Origin of the sequence: Frateuria sp. GZRR35 (assembly GCF_051900415.1) — a bacterium.
In the GTDB taxonomy this organism is placed as follows: Bacteria; Pseudomonadota; Gammaproteobacteria; order Xanthomonadales; family Rhodanobacteraceae; genus Frateuria_A.
Map to the genome: position 1 here is coordinate 1 of NZ_JBHZGL010000016.1, position 18,100 is coordinate 18,100.

Below are 18,100 nucleotides of genomic sequence, written 5' to 3' on the forward strand. Positions count from 1 at the left end.
CAGCCTCCGCCTCACGCAGGAAGCCGATGATCTGTTCTTCGGAAAAGCGTTTCTTCACGTCCAATCTCCTTCAGATGGGGGATTGGACTCCAAACCGAGGTGCTACTCAAAACTGGGGGGACGTCGCTTGTACTCGCCTTGGCTTGGTCGGTTGTTGCCGTTTACAACAACACTCTCGGCGTCCATGCCTAACAACTCATTCAAGGCGGACGGCTTCGCCGCCGCTTAACTCCAGCGTTAGGCCGCACATGGCAGCACTGCGCAACTTCGAGCTAGAAGCGATCCAACTGCTTGCCGCGCACGCGCTTTCGATAGAGCAATTGGATGCTATCGCGGCGGTAGAAGAGCCGACCCGTTACGAGTACACGGGCTGCGGCTACTTCGTCACGGTCGCTCACCCTAGTTTGCCGACCGAGGCCCAAGTGCTTGACGACCCTTATGTTGCCGGGTACATCGGAGAAACTGAGTGTGGCTTCGTCGCGTTCCTTGGGGACGGCGAGCTCATCCTTGAGTGCCACCCCGCATTCGGACCTGACATCCCGGAAAACGTCAGGGATTTGCCAGTAAAGGTCGGCATCGAGCCGTCCAGCGTCATAGATCTACGGTAGGCGGCGGCCTAACAATGCATTCAAGCCGAAATTGCATCGCTACGCCGTCAGCACGGCAGGTACAGCTTGCCATGCTGCCAGCTACGCGCTGCAATTCGGCTCAACTTAGGCGTTAGGCCCGCATGGACTACTTCGCACTAGCATTTAAGGCAACTGCCATTTTGCACACGCTCGCGGGATACCTCATTTTCGGCCTTGCGGCAAACGAAGAAATACAGGAATCCTGTCTATACCAAGACAGGAATCCGCTCACGGGAGACGTGATCAAGTATCTGGCGTACATTGGCTCTTCGCTATTGATCGCCTGTGGAATCGTTGCCTTTCTGATCCCCAAAGCAGCCGTAGTTCTAGCATGGCTTTCGCTATCTCTTTACTTCTTGACCGCCTTTGTTGACCCAATCGCTGAGCGGCGCCTTCCTTCCCTGTGCAAGTCATGTGCGGTTATGTTCTCGATCCGAGCTGCAGCTGCCGCAGTCCTTACAGTCTTTTACCTAGGTACGCAGGCCTAACAATGCGTTCAAGCCGACATCGTTCCACGGGCCGGCCCGGGCGGCAGGTAAAGCTTGCCACCTGGTCCACCCCGCTGCACGATGCGGCTTAACTTGAGCGTTAGGCCCTATGAAGCAGACCATGCGATTGCTTGTCGTCCTGGGAGTTGGTCGTAGCTGTGCTTGCCAAGTGCTGTGCATGCCGCCGCTGGCATCATCCCGCTGAGGGCGGCCTTTGGTCTATCTTCGTCGTATTCGCGTCGCCAGCTCTCGATCACGGCTCTGGCGTTCAGCAGGTGGGTGAACCAGTGCTCGTTGAGGCACGCGTCGCGCAGGCGGCCGTTGAAGGACTCGACGTAGGCGTTCTGGCTCGGCGCAGGCCCGGACAAACCATCCAAGCCGAAACCGCTTTGCGCTCGGCTGAGTTCAGGGGGATAAAGCCAATGAGGAATGCTCCGCCCGGATACGAGTGCCCGTTCTGCGGTATCGCCCAGACGCTTCCGTCGCCCGCTCCGGAATCAGCCGTCGTGCTGCTGGATGCCAACGTGTTCGCTCTCGTTCCGACTCACCACTACGCAGGGATCAAGGGCAATTGTCTGGTGGTGCCCCGGACCCACTACGAGAACGTGTTGGACATCCCCGACGATCTTGGCCGCGATTTCTTTCACGCCACACGTCGTTTGGCGCAGGCGATGCGGACCGCCTTGCACTGTGAGGGAATCTCCACTCGCCAGCACAACGGGCCAGCCGGCGACCAGGATGTCTGGCATTACCATCTCCATGTGTTTCCACGCTACCCAAGCGACGGGCTGCATGCGGGACAAAAAGCGCTCTATACCCCGGCGGAGCGTATGGCGTTGGCAGCCGGTCTGCGGGCTGCACTGCAGTAACTCCCTTTGCGTGCCGGCGACCTGGACATTCCTGTTGGCATGACGATATTCAGGCACATGGCTTCGTATTTATGACGCTTGGATCTGGCGTGCCACGCGACCGCTGCGTCCATCGTCTTCACCGGTTCTCTGTGGCTCCAGCGCCATCGATCCACGTCGACACCGCTTTGCGGTGCGACTCGACTCAGCAGTCAAACCACCAAGGAAGGCCCCAAGCCCATGAAGTCACTACTCATCGCCATCCTCGCTGCCGCGTCGCTTTCGGCCATGGCGCAGTCCGCGGTCGTGCCGGCGCCGGATCAGAGCACCCTGCTTTCGGCAGCGACGTCGCAGGCGCGGGCGAACAAGCGGCTTGTCTATGATTTCTGGCGTGACGTTCTGGAAGGTGGTCATCTCGAAAACGCCGACAAATACCTCAGCGTGGGGTACGTGCAGCACAACCCGAACGTGCCGAGCGGCCGCGCTGGGTTCGTCCGGTTCTTCGGCCAGTTCAGCAAGCCACATCCCGTCGCCGATCGTATTCAGGCACCTGTCGTGGCGATGATTGCGGAGGGCGATCTGGTCGTCGTCGCGCTGGCACAGTCGCATCCGGTTCCCGGCAAGACAGGCCAGTCCTACTCCACCACGTGGTTCGACATGTTCCGGATCGAGCACGGAAAGATTGTCGAGCATTGGGATAACGCTCTTCTGGAGAAATAAGTCGAGCCTGGCCATTCCTCCAAGCCCGCGTCGCTTCGTTGCGCAGGCTTGGCTTGGTGGCAGGCACCCGTGAAAACGCCAGCCATGCGATCTCGTGCAAGGCCATGGTCCTGGTCTTCGCGGCACACTGTGCCTGCCGCATGCCACCCAACCAGCGCCAGGCTCACCGGGCCTGATCACCATCGCCCATGACGGCTACCGCATCGAAAGCACCCTGAGCCAGGCCAGGTACCCGCCCCGCCATTGGCAACAACCCGGGGCAGACGTTTCATCACCGCCCGGCTCAGCGGCTGGGCTCAATCGAACTACCCATGAGCCTTTTAGCCCGCGCAGCGTTGAAAGCCACCGTCGTCCTGCTGGTATGTGCGGCGCTCATGTGGGTGCCGCCGATTCGCATGCTGGTGTACCTGTTCCTGCTCATGTTTCCCCTGTGGATGCTCAGTAGCGCTGGCGTCCCGGGATTGGGGCATGAACTCAATGGCTTCTTTGTCTTGAGCGCCGCGGCGTGGTCGTTGGTTGCCATGGTGTTATGGCTGATCGCGTTCCGCATTTTTTACATGCGCGCCAAAAGAGGCGGGTAGCCGCGCAGCACTAGAGTCGCGCCACCTGCCAGATCGGGTTGTCGCAGCACCCGGCGTTCCCGAGAGCTCCTCCCCGGGTGGGAACCACTGCGACGGGGATCTCCAACACCGCACGAATCTGCTCCGCCCAGCGCTGCCGCGGGAGCGATTGCTTCTCGGCCACGATGCCCACGCGCTCTACCTCACGCGCGCGCCGGCACCGACTTTTCACAATAAAGTACTTGACGCACGCATCGGACAAGCCTAGTTTCGCGCCATGGACAACCGCCGCCCTCGAAGCACGGTCTCACTCCACGAGCATGCCGCGGAGAATCTTCTCTATATCCGCGACGCCATGGAGCGCGCCAGTTCCTTTACCGCCGTGCCTGGCTGGGGCGGCGTCGTCATGGGCCTGGCAGGATTGGCGGCAGCGATCATCGCGCCGGTGCAGCCCAGCCGGCTGGCGTGGTTGCTGACCTGGCTGGCGACGGCGGCGGTCGCCGTGGGCGTGGGCTTGCTAGGGGTGCTGTTCAAGGCGCGTAACGAGGGTGTCCCCCTGTTGTCCCGCCCGGCGCGGCAGTTTGCGTTGGGCTTCGTGCCGGCGATCTTCGTGGCGGCGCTCCTCACCATCGTGTTGTACCGCGCGGGGCTGGATGCACTGCTGCCAGGCATGTGGCTGCTGCTCTATGGCACGGCCGTGATTGCCGGCGGCACGTTCTCGATCCGCATCGTGCCGTTGATGGGCGTGCTCTTTCTTTTCTTGGGCGCTGTCGCGCTCTTTACCGCCCCGCCCGTGCCGGCGATCTGCCTGGGTCTGGGGTTCGGTGGACTGCACGTGGTATTCGGCGTGCTCATTGCGAGAAAGTACGGTGGTTAAGCGATCGACCGCGAAAGTGGAAGCCCGGCACGCCCGCCCGGCACTAGTGCCGGTGGAGGGTGCGGTGGAGCGCACGGTGGACCTTGACCGGCTCATCCACGAGCGGCTGCGGCTGGGGATCATCAGCGCCCTAGCGGTGAACGACCGGCTCGGGTTCACCGATCTGAAGAGCCTGCTCAATACGACAGACGGCAACTTGAGCGTGCATGCGCGCAAGCTCGAGGACGCCGGTTATGTCGCCTGCCACAAGGGCTTCGAAGGACGCATCCCGCGCACCGAGTTCCGCATCACGCCGAAGGGCCGCAAGGCACTGGAGGCCTACCTCAATCATATGGAAGCACTGATCGCCGCGACCCGGACCGGCGAGTAGCCGACCCCGCGCGCGGCGCCTTGGCGCGAGCCTCAACTTTGTACTGCAGAGTGCTTGATGGATATGGAAAACCTGCATGTGGCGATCATCATGGACGGCAACGGCCGCTGGGCCGAGGAGCGGGGATGGCCTCGTAGCCGAGGGCATCGCGCAGGCGCCGGAGCGGTGCGGCGCGTGGTGGAGGCCTCGCCGCGGCTCGGAATCGGCACACTGACGCTGTACGCGTTTTCGTCGGACAACTGGCGCCGGCCGGCGCCGGAAGTGGCCACGCTGATGGCGCTGTTTCGCAACTTCCTCGATTCGGAGGCGGGTGCCTGCCGCCGCGAGGGTGTGCGCCTGAGCGTGATCGGGCGACGCGACCGTCTTTCCGCCGCGCTGGTCACAACCATCGAGCAGGCCGAAGCGGCGACTGCCGCGGGCCAGGTGCTGAACCTGCGGCTTGCGGTGGACTACTCCTCGCGGGATGCGATCGCCGCTGCGGCAGCCCTGCACCAGGGCGCGGTGGCCAGCCGCGAGGCGTTCCGCACGCTTCTGGCCCGCTCGCAGCATGGTGATCCGGCTACGCCCGACGTGGACCTGCTGATACGCACCGGCCGCGAGCAACGGCTCAGCGATTTCCTGCTGTGGGAGTGCGCCTATGCGGAGCTGCTCTTTTCCAACGTGCTGTGGCCGGATTTCACGGGCGAGGACCTGGGCCAGGCCGTCGAAACGTTCGGCCGCCGCAACCGACGGTTCGGCCGCTTGCCGGAGGCGTGCATGGCCGAACCGGAACGCAAGACCGCCTTCCGATGAACGATCCGGTCAACGGGCGGGATCGCCCTGCCCTCCTATTCCAAGCGTGAGGTTGCATTCATGAATTGCCCGGACATGCGCGATGTCATCGGCGACGCCATCCGCTATTGGGAGCGTCACCGGATCGTCTACAACCTCGTCCTGCTCGTGGTGGTCGCAGCCATCTTCGGCGCGAACGCGAACGCTTTCGATCGGGTCGTTTCCCTCGACCTGTTCCTGCAACTGTTCCTGCTTGCGGTGATGGCGAACGTGGCTTATTGCGCCGCCTACCCGGTCGACTTCACCGTGCAGTGGTCCACGCTGCGCACGCCCTGGCTACGGGTGCGCTGGATTGTTTTTGCGATTGGCCTGGGGTTCGCGGCGACACTCGCGCAGTTCATTGCACGCGGTTTGCTGGGCGAACACGCCTGAGCTCTGGCGTGGGAAAGCCGGCGGATGTTTTCAGCGGAGGCAACGTCATGCAAACACCATTTCATCGAAACACTTATCTATCCGCCGCCTGCGTGGCGTTGGTGGCGACGATCCTCCTCGTGTGGCTCAGCCTCGGCGTGGGCATCATCGGAGCCGATGGCGACCCGGCCAATCGTATGTATTTCGGCGTGGTGGCAATCGGCGCCGCCGGCGCGGTGATCGCGCGCCTCCATCCGACCGGCATGGCGCGGGCGTTGGCGGCCATGGCCTTCACGCAGGCACTGATTGGCGCATTCGCGCTGGTCGAGGGGCTGGGGCTTCCCTGGAGCGGGCCGGTGGAACTGGTGTTGTTGAACGGCTTTTTCGTGGCGCTGTTCGCCGGCTCGGCGTGGATGTTTGCGCAGGCGGCGCGGGGCGAGCCGGAGCGGGGGCGGGTTTGAACGGGATGCGATAGCGCAGTGAGCCGGTCACGCACTGCGCTTGCAAGGTTGGACGTCAGCCCGGTAACTGCGCGCGCGCCTGCATGGCCAGTTCGAACGAGCGCCGCCGCAGGGCGTGGTCGAAGATGTTGGCAGTGAGCATCAGCTCGTCCGGCTGGTGGCGGGCGATGAAATCGGCCAGACCCTGTCGCACGGTGGCCGGGCCACCGATCACCGCACAGGCGAGCGCCCGCTCGACGCCGAGCCTTTCGGTGGGCGTCCAGTACGCCTCGATATCGTCGATGGGGGGCGGCACCGGCCCGGGCTGGCCGCGGCGCAGGTTGATGAAGCTTTGCTGCTGCGTGGTGAACAGGCGGCGTGCCTCGGCGTCGCTTTCGGCCGCGACCACGTTGATGCCGGCGATCGCATAGGGCTGGGCGAGACGCGGCGACGGGCGGAACTCGCTGCGATAGATCGACAGCGCAGTGTCCATCGCATCGGGTGCGAAGTGCGAGGCGAAAGCGAATGGCAGCCCCAGCGCGGCGGCCAGGCGCGCGCTGAACAGGCTGGAGCCGAGCAACCAGACCGGCACGTCCAGGCCCGCGCCGGGAACGGCGCGCACGGCCTGGCCCGGCCGGGCCGGCTCGAAATAGTGCAGCAGTTCCAGTACGTCGTCGGGGAAGGTTTCGGCGCCGTCGGCGTAGCGGCGCAACGCGCGCATGGTCGCCTGGTCAGTGCCCGGCGCACGGCCCAGGCCAAGGTCGATGCGGCCCGGATACAGCGCGGCAAGCGTGCCGAACTGTTCGGCCACCTGCAGCGGGGCGTGGTTGGGCAGCATCACGCCGCCGGCCCCGACGCGGATGGTCGAGGTGCCACCGGCGACGTGGCCGATCAGCACCGCCGTGGCCGCGCTGGCGATGCCGGGCATGTTGTGGTGCTCGGCCAGCCAGTAACGCCGGTATCCCAGTTGTTCGCCCAACCGCGCCAGATCCAGCGTGTTGGCGAACGCGGCGCTGGCATCGCTGCCTTCGGTAATGGGGGCCAGGTCGAGGATCGAGAAGGGAATCATGCGAGGGTCCTGCACGGCGTTCGCAGGATGTGGGGCCGCAGGGCGACCTTTGCCAGTGCGCAGGAGACGGGCCTTGGGGGCGCTTCGACTTCGCCGCGCCTCTGGGAGCATCGGGACGCTGGCTACATTTGTGCGCGGTGCTGCCGATACAGCGCGAAGCACGCCATGGGACCTGCATCCGGATGATTGCCATGTGGCGGCGACTTTTCGCCGCAAGGAAAACGCCGCTTCGCCCCGCCCCTGCACCGCCCGTCGTGACGGTGGCGACCGACGTGCCTGCCCGGGAGGCCGGTCCGCCGCTGGCGGACGTGGAGGACCGCTTCCATCGCTTCGTGCTGGGGCTGCCAGCGGCCGTCACCGATGCGGCCAGCACCGCCGAGCAGGCGACATTGCGGCGGCTGGAGGCGATCGGGGAGCGCTTCGACGTCAGCGGACTGCCGCGCCTGCCCAGCGTGTTGCCGCAGCTGTTGCGTGCCTTGAGGAACGACAACCTGGCCGGCTCGCAGCTGGCCGCGATGATCGGTCGCGATCCGGTGCTCGTCGGCGAGGTGATGCGGGTGGCGGGCAGCGCGCATTTTCGTTCGGCCCAGCCGATCCACAGCCTGCAACATGCCGTGGTGCTGCTGGGCCGCGACGCACTGCGCCAGGTCGCCACGCTGCACGTGATGAAACCGATCCTGCAGGCCAGCGCAGGCATGCGCGGGCACATGGCCGGGCCGTGGTTGTGGGAACACGCCGAGCGTTGCGCGCACGCGGCGGCGTTCCTCGGCCGCCATGGCGGCTGCGATCCGTTCGAGGCGTTCCTGGCCGGAATGGTCTGCCATACCGGCACCGGTGCGATCGTGCGCCTGCTGGACCAGGAAGCGCCGCCATCGCTGGGGCCGTTTTCGCCGGTGTTCCTGGCCGGCTGCATGCGCATCGGCGCGCGGCTGTCGCTGCGTGCGGTGCGCCATTGGGACATGCCCGCCAAGGTGATCGGGGCACTGGTCGAACGCGTCGACGCCCCGCAGGCGCCGGCCTCGTCGCTGGGCAAGGTGCTGGCCTGCGCCGACCCGCTGGCGATGGTGCAGTTGCTGGTCGAACGCGGCCTGCTGGATGCCGAGCTGGATTACAGCGGCACGTGGCCGAGCTGCTTCCCGGAACCGGTCATGCGGCGCGGGCAGCTGGACCTGCGCCGACAGTTCATGCCGGCGCAGGACTGAGCGCTGTCAGTGCGGCGTGGCGTCCACGTCCGCGCGCAGCTGCCAGGCGATGTCGTCCGCGCCGGTGGCCAGCAACGAGCTCAGCGCCTTGGCGTAGTCGGCGCGGGCGGGGGCCGGCATCGATGGCGACACGTGGTAGGTCTTGTCCGAACCCAGGCCGCGCGCGTGGATGGCGCAGTGGGTGCCCAGCTCGAGCGTGACACTGGCCGGCGTGGCCTCGCTGTCCACGCGCATCTCCGCAAAAACCTGCTCGCACTGCACCACCAGATCGGTGAAATAGCTTCCTTCCAGCGCCTGGCGCAGACGCGCCTGCAGTACCTCGGATACCGGAGGCGTGGGCTTGAGCGTCAACGAATCCTCCAGGCCGCGGACCTCGACGTCCTGCGTATCCTGCTCGACCTGCAGCCACGGCGCCGACGCCGGCGACACCAGGCTGCCGAGCGCCACCGGCACGCGCGTGTCCTGCGAACCGCCACACGCGGCCAGCAACAAGGCTGCACCGGCTACCCATGCAAACTTCTTCATATGGACTCCCCCAAGAGCAAATTGCCTGAACGAATCTACAGGCGCCACGGCGCTTGATCAACGCAGGCAGGCGGCAAACGCGAGCCAGTGCACGTTTGGACGTCTGATTGCCGAGCGGATGGGTCGGGGCATCGCCCTAACCGCGAATGGCGTTTCCGGGGCCCGTCGTGCGCGAAGGTGGTGGGCTGAACCACCCTACGCTCAGCCGCGCGTGCGCACGGGGTGATCCAGGCCGCCGGCCACGCGCAGGAACTGGCGCCGCGCGGGGCCGAAGTGCATCAGGCGCGGCACCAGTACGTCGCGCAATTCGCGCAGGGTCGAAGGGCGTCCCTGCATCAGCCGGGTCAGCGCGCCCACGCGCCGCACCACCTGGCGATGCACCGGGTGGCGCAGCTGCGCATAGCTGGCCAGGCGCGAGAGCCGTCCGTGGAGCGCATCCGCCGCACAGTCGGCGAAGACGTAGGCGTCCTCGATGCCCAGGTTCATGCCGCGTGCGCCCAACGGCGAGTGGATGTGCGCCGCATCGCCGCCGAGCAGCACGCGGCCCACGCCGGCGCGCTCAGCCACCCGGTGCGCGATATGGAAGTGCGACTGCCACAGCACGTCCCCGCACACGGTGCCGGCCGGCAGCGCAGCCAACGGCTCGACACTGTTGCCGATCAGGCGCCAGATGTCGTCGCGCACGCGCAGCGCGAACAGAAAGCCGTCCGGCAGCAGAAACAGATGCACCCGGTCGGGATCGAGCGGCACGGCCAGGTGCAGGTCCCACAGTTGCCAGGGCTCCGGCAGTTCGTCGCCCGGAAAAGCCAGCCCCAATGCCTGGCGCACCGTGCTGTGCGCGCCATCGGCACCGTACAGCAGCGGTGCCTGCGCGGACTCGACGCTGCCGTCGGCGTGCACCAGCTGGACAGTGACGCTGTCGTCGCCCTGCGTCAGCGCGTCGAGCTTCACCCCGCGCTCGACGACGACGCCCTGCGCCTCCAGCGCGTCGGCCAACAGCGCTTCGGTGCGCGACTGTGGCAGCGCGAGCAGTGACCGGTCGGTATCGAGCAAGGGCGAGATCGGCACGGCCACGTCCTCGTGCCCGCGCTGGTGCAGCGACAGCCCGCGCACGGTCCAGCCTTCGGCCAGCATGCGCGCGGTTACGCCGGTGTCCTCCAGCAACTCCTGCGTGCGCGGGTTGACGGCGAGCGCCTTGGAGTTGCGGCTGGGTGCGGTCGCTTTGTCGACGATGCGCACCGCAATGCCGCGCCGGGCGAGCAACAGGGCAGCCGCCAGTCCGGTGGGACCGGCGCCGGCGATCATCACGGGCATGGCGTCCGACGGCATGCCCGAAGACTAGCAGCATCGGTGCCGACGTCATGGCGATGTCCGTCCGGCGCTCAGGTCGGCGGGGCGTCCGGGTGGCGTCTGCGCCAGGCCGCGAGCGCGGCACGGTAGCGCTCCAGCGCCTCGTCGTAGCGATCGAGCACGCAGTTCACGCAGCCCTCGCCGCAGCAGTCGGCCGGATCGGGCTCGCTCGGGGGCGCGGGCGGTGGATCATCAGGAGGGAAAGGAAGCGCCATGGAATCAATGGTAAGGCCGCGCTCACGCCATGGACACCCGCGGCCCACGCCCCGCCTACCCGCGTTCCTCAAGGATGGTGCCGGGCCGTCCCCGCGCCCGCCATCCCCACCCCGCGAGGAGCGCCATGAAGACCCGCCACGTGTTCAGCACGCCCGATGTCGAGACTGCAAAGACCGTCATGCAGGCCGCACGCGCCGCCGGCGTGCCCGAGGAAGACATCTCGCTGATTGCCCGCTCGGACATCGAGCTGGAAGCGGCCCCCGAGCAGCACAAGGAAGCCGGCAGCGATTTCTATCCGGCCGCACTGCGCGGCGTGGTCGGCGGGGGCGCGGTCGGGTTGCTGGCCGGACTGGTGGCGGTGGCGATCCCGCCGGTGGGGATCACGGTGGCGGGCGTGGCCGGGCTGACCGTCGCCGGCGCGCTGACCGGTGGCTGGACCGGCGCGCTGGTGGGTGCCTCCGTGCCCGATCCGGTGCGACGCAAGTTCGAGGATGAAATCGCGTCAGGCCGCATCCTGGTCGTGCTGGACGGTGACAAGGATCTGCTGGCGCGTGCCGCGCCGGCGCTTGCACGCGCGGGCGGCACGCCGCTGCCGTTCGATGAGCCGACGGCGCTGACGTAGCGCGAATCCGCTCCCTCGCCCCTCAGGGGAGAGTTGGGGCTCGCGACACGGTGTGTGTTGTCGATGCCCCTTCGCCGCGCGCGTCCTGTTAACTCGGAGCGCCGCAGTCGCACGCCGTCTTTTCCCGCGAGCCCCGACCCCTCACCCCAGCCCTCTCCCCGCAGGGGAGAGGGAGCTCAAGCAGAGCAGTCGCGCGCTGTCTTTTCCCGCGAGCCCCGGCCCCTAACCCCAGCCCTCTTCCCGAGGGGAGAGGGAGCTCAAGCAGAGCAGTCGCGCGCTGTCTTTTTCCCGCGAGCCCTGCCTTGCCCCCGGAGGGGCGAGGTTGCTCGACGCGTGCATTGCACGCTCCTTTCATGATCCGCGCACATCGCATTCAACCGGGCGCGAGGAACATGCCTTCTGTTCCGCTTCCCCGCTGCCGCCCCGGAGTACCCATGGACCTCGACCGCGTGATGACCCGCAACCCGAAGTTCTGCCTGACCACCTCGCCGCTGGACGAGGTCGCCCGCGCGATGCGCGACGAGGACGTCGGCGAGATTCCGGTGGTCGACCTGGATCGTCAGCCCGTGGGCGTGATCACCGACCGCGATATCGTCGTGCGCACGCTGGCCGCCGGGCGCAACCCGCTGGAAGTGCGCGTACAGGACTGCATGACCGCACCGCCGATCGTCATCAAGGAGGACGCGAGCCTGGAGGACTGCGCCAGGCTGATGGAACGCCAGCAGATCCGACGGGTGCCGGTAGTCGATGCCAAGGGTGCGCTTTGCGGCATCGTCTCGCTGGCGGATCTGGAGCGCACGGACGCCCGCTCACTGCAGCAGGAAGTCACCCGCGCCGTATCCCAACCACACTGACCGTTCATCGGAGGAGTCCTTCCATGAAGATCCGCCTGCTGTGCTGGAGCCTGCTGCTGGCCTCCTCGTTCGCGTTGGCCGCCTGCAACAACGGCACCAACGACAACGCCGAACCGGGCGCCGCGACCCCGTCGACCGCGCCGGCCACCACGCCATCCCAGCCGACCACGCCCATGACGCCACCGCCTGCATCCACCGCGATGACGCCACCGGCCACCATGCCGCCGGCTTCGTCGACCTCGGGCATGCCGGCGCCGACCTCGACCACGCCCAATTCCTCCGGCGGCGCTTACTGAGCGCACGCCGGGCGACTGGCAGGGAGGCATGCAGGGCCAGGGACGGCCTGAAGCGGGATCGGACAAAGCACGCGGGCCTGGCACCAACCGGGCCCGTTCGTCGTGGGCTGCGGCTGGCCCGCGGGCGCCAGCTCCCCCAGAAGTCACGGCTCCCTGTCGCCAGGCCAGGCGCACAATCGCAGACCCAACCCGAAGGAGCCTGACATGCGCACGCTCGTCCTCGCCGCCGTGATCGCCCTCGCCTTGCCCGCCGCCCACGCGGCACCTGCCCCGCAGGATGCCGCGCAGCACACGCAACCGCCCTATCTCGCCTCCGCGATCAACGACCCGGACCGCCAGGCCGATCGCGCCGACGACGCCCGCCGCAAGATCGCCCAGGTGATGGCCTTCGCCGAGGTCAAGCCGGGCGACAAGGTGCTGGAGCTGATTCCCGGCAGCGGTTACTTCACCCGCGTGTTCAGTGGCGTGGTCGGGCCCAAGGGGCACGTCTATGCGTTGTGGCCGAACGAGTACGCCGCCGAGGCGCAGTCGGACGTGACCCACCTGCGCAAGCTCGCCCAGCAGCCGCACTACGCGAACGTCAGCGTGCTCACGCAGCCGGCGGCGAAGCTCGATGCGCCCAAGTCGGTCGACGTGGTGTTCACCTCGCAGAACTACCACGACTACCCGGACAAGTTCATGGGCAACGTCGACCCGGTCGTGCTCGACAAGCAGGTGTTCAAGGTGCTCAAGCCCGGCGGGGTGTTCGTCGTGATCGACCACGTGGCGCCCGCCGGATCGGGCATGCGCGATACCGACACCCTGCATCGCATCGACCCGGCCATCGTCCGCAAGCAGGCCGAATCGGCAGGCTTCGTGTTCGATGGTGAGAGCGACGCACTGCGCAACCCGGCCGATCCGCACGACATCAAGGTGTTCGACAAGTCGATCCGCGGGCATACGGACCAGTTCATGTACCGGTTCCGCAAGCCGAAAGGTTGAGGTCGCCACATGCCGCGGTGCGCTCTTCGTAGGAACCCACTTTGTGGGCGATGCTTTGGCGGTTGCGGTCTGCTGGAGAGCATCGCCCGCAAGCGGGCTCCTACAGAGGCAAAAAGCCCGGCCGGGGCGTCGGTGATGGCGTGACCGTCCGCATCGGCTGCGCAGGCTGGTCGATCCCGAAGGCGCACGCCGCTGCCTTCCCGGCTGAAGGCAGCACGCTGGAACGCTACGCGCAGGTCTTCGACTGCGTGGAGATCAACTCCAGCTTCTACCGCCCGCACCGCCCGGCGACCTGGCGCCGCTGGGCGGACAGCGTGCCGGCGGATTTCCGGTTCGCCGCCAAGATGCCCAAGGCGATCAGCCACGAATGCCGGTTGCGCTCGTGCGACGGGCTGGTGTCGCGGTTCCTCGACCAGGTCGGCGAGCTGGGCAACAAGCTGGGCTGGCTGCTGCTGCAACTGCCGCCGAGCCTGGCGTTCGAGGCATCGGTCGCCCTGCCCTTCTTCGAGCGTTTGCGGGAGGGCTACGACGGTGCGCTGGCATGCGAGCCCAGGCATGCCTCGTGGTTCACGGCGGCTGTCGACCAGGCGTTGCGCGGTCTGTCGATATCGCGCGTCGCGGCCGACCCGGCGCGCGTGCCGCGCGCGGCGTTGCCTGGCGGCGACCGCCATCGCATCTATTTGCGGCTGCACGGATCGCCGCGCACGTACTACGACGCCTACGCGTCCCAGGCGCTCGAACGCGTGGCGCGACGGTTGCGCCGGGCGCCGCACGCCTGGTGCATCTTCGACAACACGACGCTGGGCCACGCGACGGCCAACGCCCTCGACCTGAAGCGCATGCTCGGCTCCTTGTAGGAGCGCACCTGTACGCGACCGCCATGCCCGGTCGTGCCCCACGGTCGCGCACAGGTGCGCTCCTGCAACGCGGCGTTCACTCCGACGTGCCCCCGGGCCGCCCAGAATCAGCCCAAGGCAGCCGCGACAGGTGATTCGTGCCCGAAGGCCCTTCGATCGTCATCCTGCGGGAAGAGGTGGCGCCCTTCACCGGGCGCACGATCCGGCGTGCCGAAGGCAACGCCAAGATCGACATGGGACGGCTGGTCGGCCAGCCGGTCGCCGCCTTCCGCAGCTTCGGCAAGCAGACGCTGATCGAGCTGCCGGACGTGACCATCCGGATCCACCTGCTGATGTTCGGCAGCTACCGCATCGACGAGCGCAAGGAAGCTGCGCCGCGACTGAGCCTGCAGTTCGACGAGGGTGAGATCAACTTCTACAGCTGCTCGGTACGGCTGCTGGAGGGCGATCTCGACGAGCTCTACGACTGGCGCACCGACGTGATGTCCGACGTCTGGGACCCGGCGCTCGCACGCAAGCGCCTGCGCGCGATGCCCGATACCCTCGCCTGCGACGCGCTGCTGGACCAGGACGTCTTCGCCGGCGTAGGCAACATCATCAAGAACGAGGTGCTGTTCCGCATCCGCACGCATCCGCTCTCGACCATCGGCGCCCTGCCGGCGCGCAAGCTGCGCGAGCTCGTCGAGCAGGCGCGCCAGTACAGCTTCGAGTTTCTTCAGTGGAAGCGGGCCTTCGTACTGCGCAAGCACTGGCTGGCGCACAACAAGAGCATCTGCCCGCGCGACCACGTGAAGTTCCACCGCGCCTATCTGGGCAGAACCAACCGCCGCAGTTTCTTCTGCGAACTGTGCCAGCGGCGCTACGTGGAGAGCTGAGGATGTCCTCGTCATCGTCCAACTCGCGGCTGGTCGTCTACGCCGCCCTCGCCGGCAACCTGGCCATCGCCATCGCCAAGTTCGTGGCGGCTGCGCTGTCGGGCAGTTCGGCGATGCTCAGCGAAGGCGTGCATTCGCTGGTCGATACCTCCAACGAGCTGCTGCTGCTCTACGGCATGCGCCAGGCCGCTCGACCGCCCGACGCCGTCCATCCGTTCGGCCACGGCCGGGAGCTGTATTTCTGGAGCTTCATCGTGGCGCTGCTGGTGTTTGCGCTGGGCGCGGGCGTGTCGCTGTTCGAGGGCGTGAACCACCTGCGCCATCCCGAGCCGATGAGCGATCCGCTGATCAACTACATCGTGCTGGGCGTGTCGATGGTGTTCGAGGGCACCTCCTGGTACCTGGCGCTGCGCGAGTTTCGCGCCGCCAAGGGCTCCATGGGCTACTTCGAGGCCTTCCGCAAGAGCAAGGACCCGACCACCTTCACCGTGCTGCTGGAAGATTCGGCGGCGCTGCTCGGCCTGCTGATTGCGCTCGCCGGCGTGGTGTGCGCGCGCGTGTTCGATATGCCCGAGCTCGATGGGGCAGCCTCGATCGGCATCGCGATCGTGCTGGCCATTGCCGCAAGCCTGCTGGCGCGCGAGAGCAAGGGGCTGTTGATCGGAGAACCGGCGCATCCGCAGTTGCGCGAATCGCTGCTGGAGATCGCTGCCAACGATCCGGGCGTGGGACGCGTCAACGGCGTGCTGACGGTGCAGATGGGGCCGCACACCGTGGTGGCGGCCTTGAGCGCCGAATTCGAGGACGAGCTGACCACGCCGCAGATCGAGCAGTGCATCCATCGCATCGAGAAGGCCGTCAAGAGCTGCCACGCGGAAGTCACGTCGCTGTTCGTCAAGCCGCAGACCGCCGAAACCTGGCGCGCGCGCCAGCATGCCATCGCGCGGGAAAACGCGCCGCGGGAGTGAGGCGGCCATGGCCCAGTTCTCGCTGTTCGCTGCCGGCCCGCAGGTGCTCTTCGACGACCCCAGCGGCCGGGTCGTGTACATCCCCGACGTGGTGGCCGCCGATACCGCGCAGGCATGGTTCGCGCAGCTGTTCGAAGGCATCGCCTGGCGCGGCGGCCGCCGCATGATGTACGAGCGCGAGGTCGACGTGCCGCGCCTGCGCGCGCACTTCGAGCTAGCCGATCCCGCGCTGCCCGCGCCGCTGCACGAGGCGCTCGCGGCGGTGCACGCTGTAGTCGATGCGCCGTTCACCAGCGTGGGCCTGAATCTTTATCGCGACGAGCACGACAGCGTGGCCCCGCACAACGACAAGCTGGAAGACCTCGTGCGCGGCCATCCGATCGTGCTGCTGTCGCTGGGGGCCACGCGCGAGATGGTCATCCGCGCCAAACACCCGCCACGGCGCGTGCTGCACCTGGACCTGGCGGCCGGCAGCCTGCTGCTGATGGACTACGCCAGCCAGTTCCATTACGACCACGGCATCCCCAAGCAGCGTGCGCCGATGGAGCCGCGGATCAGCCTGGCCTTCCGCGTGCGGCCGCCCCCGTAGGGTGGGCATCAGCCCACCGGTTTTGCGCGATGTAACGGTGGGCTGAAGCCCACCCTACACAGCCGTCCAGGCTGCTACACCGGCACGGTTTTGGTACAGACTTGCGACACGCACGGAGCTTCCGACCATGCCCTCCTGTTGCCTTGCCGCCTGCGTCGCCTGCCTGCTGCTCCCGATCGGCATGGCCGCCATGCCCAGGCAGGAGCAGCCGGCGATGACGCCCGAGCGCTGGTATGCCCTGCAGATGCAGGCGGCCGACAAGGCCGACCGCATCATGCGCCAGGCCGATCGCCAGAAGACCTTGCTGGGGCGCTACGAGACCATGCTGTCGGCCATGTTCGAAGGCGACCGCAATCCCGCCTTCCCGGTGATCTTCAGCCAGTATCTGGCCTGGTACCAGACCTACATCGGCGATTACCCGAACGCGGCGGCAAGCTTCTCGGCGCAAGGCGTCCAGCAGCCAGACGACCACGCGCCACCGCTTGCATCGGGCATGCACGCGCAGCCAGCCGTCGACGCGATCGCCAGGCTCGCCCGCGGCCGGCAGGCGGTTTTCTTCAACGAGGCCCACCACCTGCCGCTGACCCGCACGCTGACCATCGAGTTGCTGGCGCGGTTGCGCGAGGAAGGGTTCGACACCTTCGCCGCAGAGACCCTCTACGCACGCGACGACAAGTTGCAGGCGCGCGGCTACCCGATCGAGGGCAGCGGCTTCTACACCAACGAGCCGTTATGCGCGGAGATGGTGCGTACCGCGCTCAGGCTGGGCTACCGCGTGGTGCCGTACGAATCGGAACGTGGCGACGGCGGCGACGCACGCGAGCGTTCGCAGGCGCGCAACCTCTACGAGCGCGTGTTCAAGGCCCACCCTGAAGCGCGGCTGGTGGTCGACGCCGGCTACGGCCACATCCAGGAAAGCGGCAAGTACCTCGGCGGGCAGTCGATGGCCGAGCACCTGCGCAAACTGGTCGACATCGACCCGCTCACGGTCGAGCAGACCATGCTGGTGCCACATGCCGATGCCACGCACGACCATCCCTACTACACGGACCTGGTGACACGCCTCAAGCCGACCCGGCCGCTGGTGTTCATCGGCGGGGACGGCAAGCCGTGGGCCTTGCGCGAGGGCTACGACGTGAGCGTGCTGTTCCCGCCCGAGGCCCTGCGCCGCGGCCGGCCGACCTGGCTGGCACTGGATGACCTGCGCACGCCGTACCGCGTGGATGGCGAAGGCCTCTGCCGGGCGGACTATCCCTGCCTGGTCGAGGCGCGCTACGCCGACGAGCCGGATGCAGCGATTCCCGCGGACCGGCTGGTGTTCGATCCGCCGCCCTCCTCCGGGCCGGCAGGCCGCGGACTGCGGCCAACGGGGGGAGCGTCGGTGAGCGAGCTGTATCTGCGGGAGGGCAGCTATCGGTTGGTGGCGACGGATGCCCAAGGGCGTGTGCTCGGGCGCCGGTCGATCCGTGTGCGAGGGCGTTAGCGTGTGGGCTGGGGCAAGGCTGCCCCATCCGCCCTTCGGGCACCTTCCCCCGTGGGACGGGGGAAGGATCGAGTGTGCGGCTTCAGTGGGTCATCCTTA

The 18,100-nt window shown here is 67.1% G+C and carries 23 protein-coding genes and 1 pseudogene; 19 read left to right on the forward strand and 5 right to left on the reverse strand.

The window, feature by feature from the left end:
• Window positions 1-248: 248 nt before the first annotated feature.
• On the forward strand, window positions 249-608 hold the full coding sequence (locus ACFWZ3_RS15750) for a hypothetical protein (RefSeq protein ID WP_439708629.1): 360 nt from the start codon (window positions 249-251) through the stop codon (window positions 606-608).
• Window positions 609-1,217: 609 nt separating this feature from the next.
• Here the strand turns inward: ACFWZ3_RS15750 and ACFWZ3_RS15755 are convergent.
• Window positions 1,218-1,470: pseudogene (locus ACFWZ3_RS15755) on the reverse strand (integrase core domain-containing protein); the annotation flags it as partial.
• Window positions 1,471-1,623: 153 nt separating this feature from the next.
• On the opposite strand from ACFWZ3_RS15755, the gene ACFWZ3_RS15760 reads away from it, so the two are divergent.
• The 8 genes from ACFWZ3_RS15760 to ACFWZ3_RS15795 all read left to right on the forward strand — a co-directional run bounded on the left by ACFWZ3_RS15760 (window position 1,624) and on the right by ACFWZ3_RS15795 (window position 6,135).
• Window positions 1,624-1,986, forward strand: a complete 363-nt coding sequence (locus ACFWZ3_RS15760) for an HIT family protein (RefSeq protein WP_439708630.1) — start codon at window positions 1,624-1,626, stop codon at window positions 1,984-1,986.
• 219 nt (window positions 1,987-2,205) lie between these two features.
• Window positions 2,206-2,685, forward strand: a complete 480-nt coding sequence (locus ACFWZ3_RS15765) for a nuclear transport factor 2 family protein (protein ID WP_439708631.1) — start codon at window positions 2,206-2,208, stop codon at window positions 2,683-2,685.
• A 311-nt stretch (window positions 2,686-2,996) separates the two neighbouring features.
• Window positions 2,997-3,266: a hypothetical protein gene (locus tag ACFWZ3_RS15770; RefSeq protein ID WP_439708632.1), complete on the forward strand. Its 270-nt coding sequence runs from the start codon at window positions 2,997-2,999 to the stop codon at window positions 3,264-3,266.
• A gap of 256 nt (window positions 3,267-3,522) precedes the next feature.
• Complete coding sequence (locus ACFWZ3_RS15775) at window positions 3,523-4,122, forward strand: hypothetical protein (RefSeq protein WP_439708633.1); 600 nt, start codon at window positions 3,523-3,525, stop codon at window positions 4,120-4,122.
• 64 nt (window positions 4,123-4,186) lie between these two features.
• A complete protein-coding gene (locus tag ACFWZ3_RS15780) occupies window positions 4,187-4,492 on the forward strand; it encodes a winged helix-turn-helix domain-containing protein (protein ID WP_439708634.1) in 306 nt (101 codons plus the stop codon).
• Window positions 4,493-4,555: 63 nt separating this feature from the next.
• Window positions 4,556-5,284 (forward strand): di-trans,poly-cis-decaprenylcistransferase, encoded by a 729-nt coding sequence (locus ACFWZ3_RS15785; RefSeq protein WP_439708688.1) that lies wholly within the window; start codon window positions 4,556-4,558, stop codon window positions 5,282-5,284.
• 75 nt (window positions 5,285-5,359) lie between these two features.
• Window positions 5,360-5,695 (forward strand): hypothetical protein, encoded by a 336-nt coding sequence (locus ACFWZ3_RS15790; protein ID WP_439708635.1) that lies wholly within the window; start codon window positions 5,360-5,362, stop codon window positions 5,693-5,695.
• A gap of 8 nt (window positions 5,696-5,703) precedes the next feature.
• Window positions 5,704-6,135 (forward strand): hypothetical protein, encoded by a 432-nt coding sequence (locus tag ACFWZ3_RS15795; RefSeq protein WP_439708636.1) that lies wholly within the window; start codon window positions 5,704-5,706, stop codon window positions 6,133-6,135.
• Window positions 6,136-6,190: 55 nt separating this feature from the next.
• On the opposite strand, the gene ACFWZ3_RS15800 is transcribed toward ACFWZ3_RS15795, so the two are convergent.
• On the reverse strand, window positions 6,191-7,183 hold the full coding sequence (locus ACFWZ3_RS15800) for an LLM class flavin-dependent oxidoreductase (protein ID WP_439708637.1): 993 nt from the start codon (window positions 7,181-7,183) through the stop codon (window positions 6,191-6,193).
• Window positions 7,184-7,437: 254 nt separating this feature from the next.
• Here ACFWZ3_RS15800 and ACFWZ3_RS15805 point away from each other — a divergent pair, with 254 nt between their 5' ends.
• The gene (locus ACFWZ3_RS15805) at window positions 7,438-8,385 is read left to right on the forward strand and encodes an HDOD domain-containing protein (RefSeq protein ID WP_439708638.1); all 948 of its coding nucleotides are present in this window, start codon (window positions 7,438-7,440) and stop codon (window positions 8,383-8,385) included.
• A 6-nt stretch (window positions 8,386-8,391) separates the two neighbouring features.
• On the opposite strand, the gene ACFWZ3_RS15810 is transcribed toward ACFWZ3_RS15805, so the two are convergent.
• From ACFWZ3_RS15810 to ACFWZ3_RS15820, 3 genes are all read right to left on the reverse strand, one after another.
• Window positions 8,392-8,910: a hypothetical protein gene (locus ACFWZ3_RS15810; protein ID WP_439708639.1), complete on the reverse strand. Its 519-nt coding sequence runs from the start codon at window positions 8,908-8,910 to the stop codon at window positions 8,392-8,394.
• Window positions 8,911-9,111: 201 nt separating this feature from the next.
• On the reverse strand, window positions 9,112-10,224 hold the full coding sequence (locus tag ACFWZ3_RS15815; protein WP_439708640.1) for an FAD-dependent oxidoreductase: 1,113 nt from the start codon (window positions 10,222-10,224) through the stop codon (window positions 9,112-9,114).
• 68 nt (window positions 10,225-10,292) lie between these two features.
• On the reverse strand, window positions 10,293-10,475 hold the full coding sequence (locus ACFWZ3_RS15820) for an oxidoreductase-like domain-containing protein (protein WP_439708641.1): 183 nt from the start codon (window positions 10,473-10,475) through the stop codon (window positions 10,293-10,295).
• A 125-nt stretch (window positions 10,476-10,600) separates the two neighbouring features.
• On the opposite strand from ACFWZ3_RS15820, the gene ACFWZ3_RS15825 reads away from it, so the two are divergent.
• The 9 genes from ACFWZ3_RS15825 (at window position 10,601) to ACFWZ3_RS15865 (ending at window position 18,001) form a co-directional block, all read left to right on the forward strand.
• Window positions 10,601-11,098, forward strand: a complete 498-nt coding sequence (locus ACFWZ3_RS15825; RefSeq protein ID WP_439708642.1) for a hypothetical protein — start codon at window positions 10,601-10,603, stop codon at window positions 11,096-11,098.
• Between the two features lie 434 nt (window positions 11,099-11,532).
• Complete coding sequence (locus ACFWZ3_RS15830) at window positions 11,533-11,952, forward strand: CBS domain-containing protein (protein ID WP_209621474.1); 420 nt, start codon at window positions 11,533-11,535, stop codon at window positions 11,950-11,952.
• 23 nt (window positions 11,953-11,975) lie between these two features.
• Window positions 11,976-12,248, forward strand: coding sequence for a hypothetical protein (locus tag ACFWZ3_RS15835; protein WP_439708643.1), 273 nt, complete (start codon window positions 11,976-11,978; stop codon window positions 12,246-12,248).
• A gap of 204 nt (window positions 12,249-12,452) precedes the next feature.
• Window positions 12,453-13,229, forward strand: coding sequence for a class I SAM-dependent methyltransferase (locus ACFWZ3_RS15840; RefSeq protein ID WP_439708644.1), 777 nt, complete (start codon window positions 12,453-12,455; stop codon window positions 13,227-13,229).
• Window positions 13,230-13,369: 140 nt separating this feature from the next.
• Window positions 13,370-14,086, forward strand: coding sequence for a DUF72 domain-containing protein (locus ACFWZ3_RS15845; protein WP_439708645.1), 717 nt, complete (start codon window positions 13,370-13,372; stop codon window positions 14,084-14,086).
• Window positions 14,087-14,223: 137 nt separating this feature from the next.
• On the forward strand, window positions 14,224-14,961 hold the full coding sequence (locus ACFWZ3_RS15850) for a DNA-formamidopyrimidine glycosylase family protein (RefSeq protein WP_439708646.1): 738 nt from the start codon (window positions 14,224-14,226) through the stop codon (window positions 14,959-14,961).
• 2 nt (window positions 14,962-14,963) lie between these two features.
• The gene (locus ACFWZ3_RS15855) at window positions 14,964-15,929 is read left to right on the forward strand and encodes a cation diffusion facilitator family transporter (protein ID WP_439701653.1); all 966 of its coding nucleotides are present in this window, start codon (window positions 14,964-14,966) and stop codon (window positions 15,927-15,929) included.
• Between the two features lie 7 nt (window positions 15,930-15,936).
• Entirely contained in the window at window positions 15,937-16,518 is a 582-nt protein-coding gene (locus ACFWZ3_RS15860) for an alpha-ketoglutarate-dependent dioxygenase AlkB (protein WP_439708647.1), read from the forward strand.
• Between the two features lie 127 nt (window positions 16,519-16,645).
• Window positions 16,646-18,001 (forward strand): hypothetical protein, encoded by a 1,356-nt coding sequence (locus ACFWZ3_RS15865; RefSeq protein WP_439708648.1) that lies wholly within the window; start codon window positions 16,646-16,648, stop codon window positions 17,999-18,001.
• Window positions 18,002-18,100: the final 99 nt, after the last annotated feature.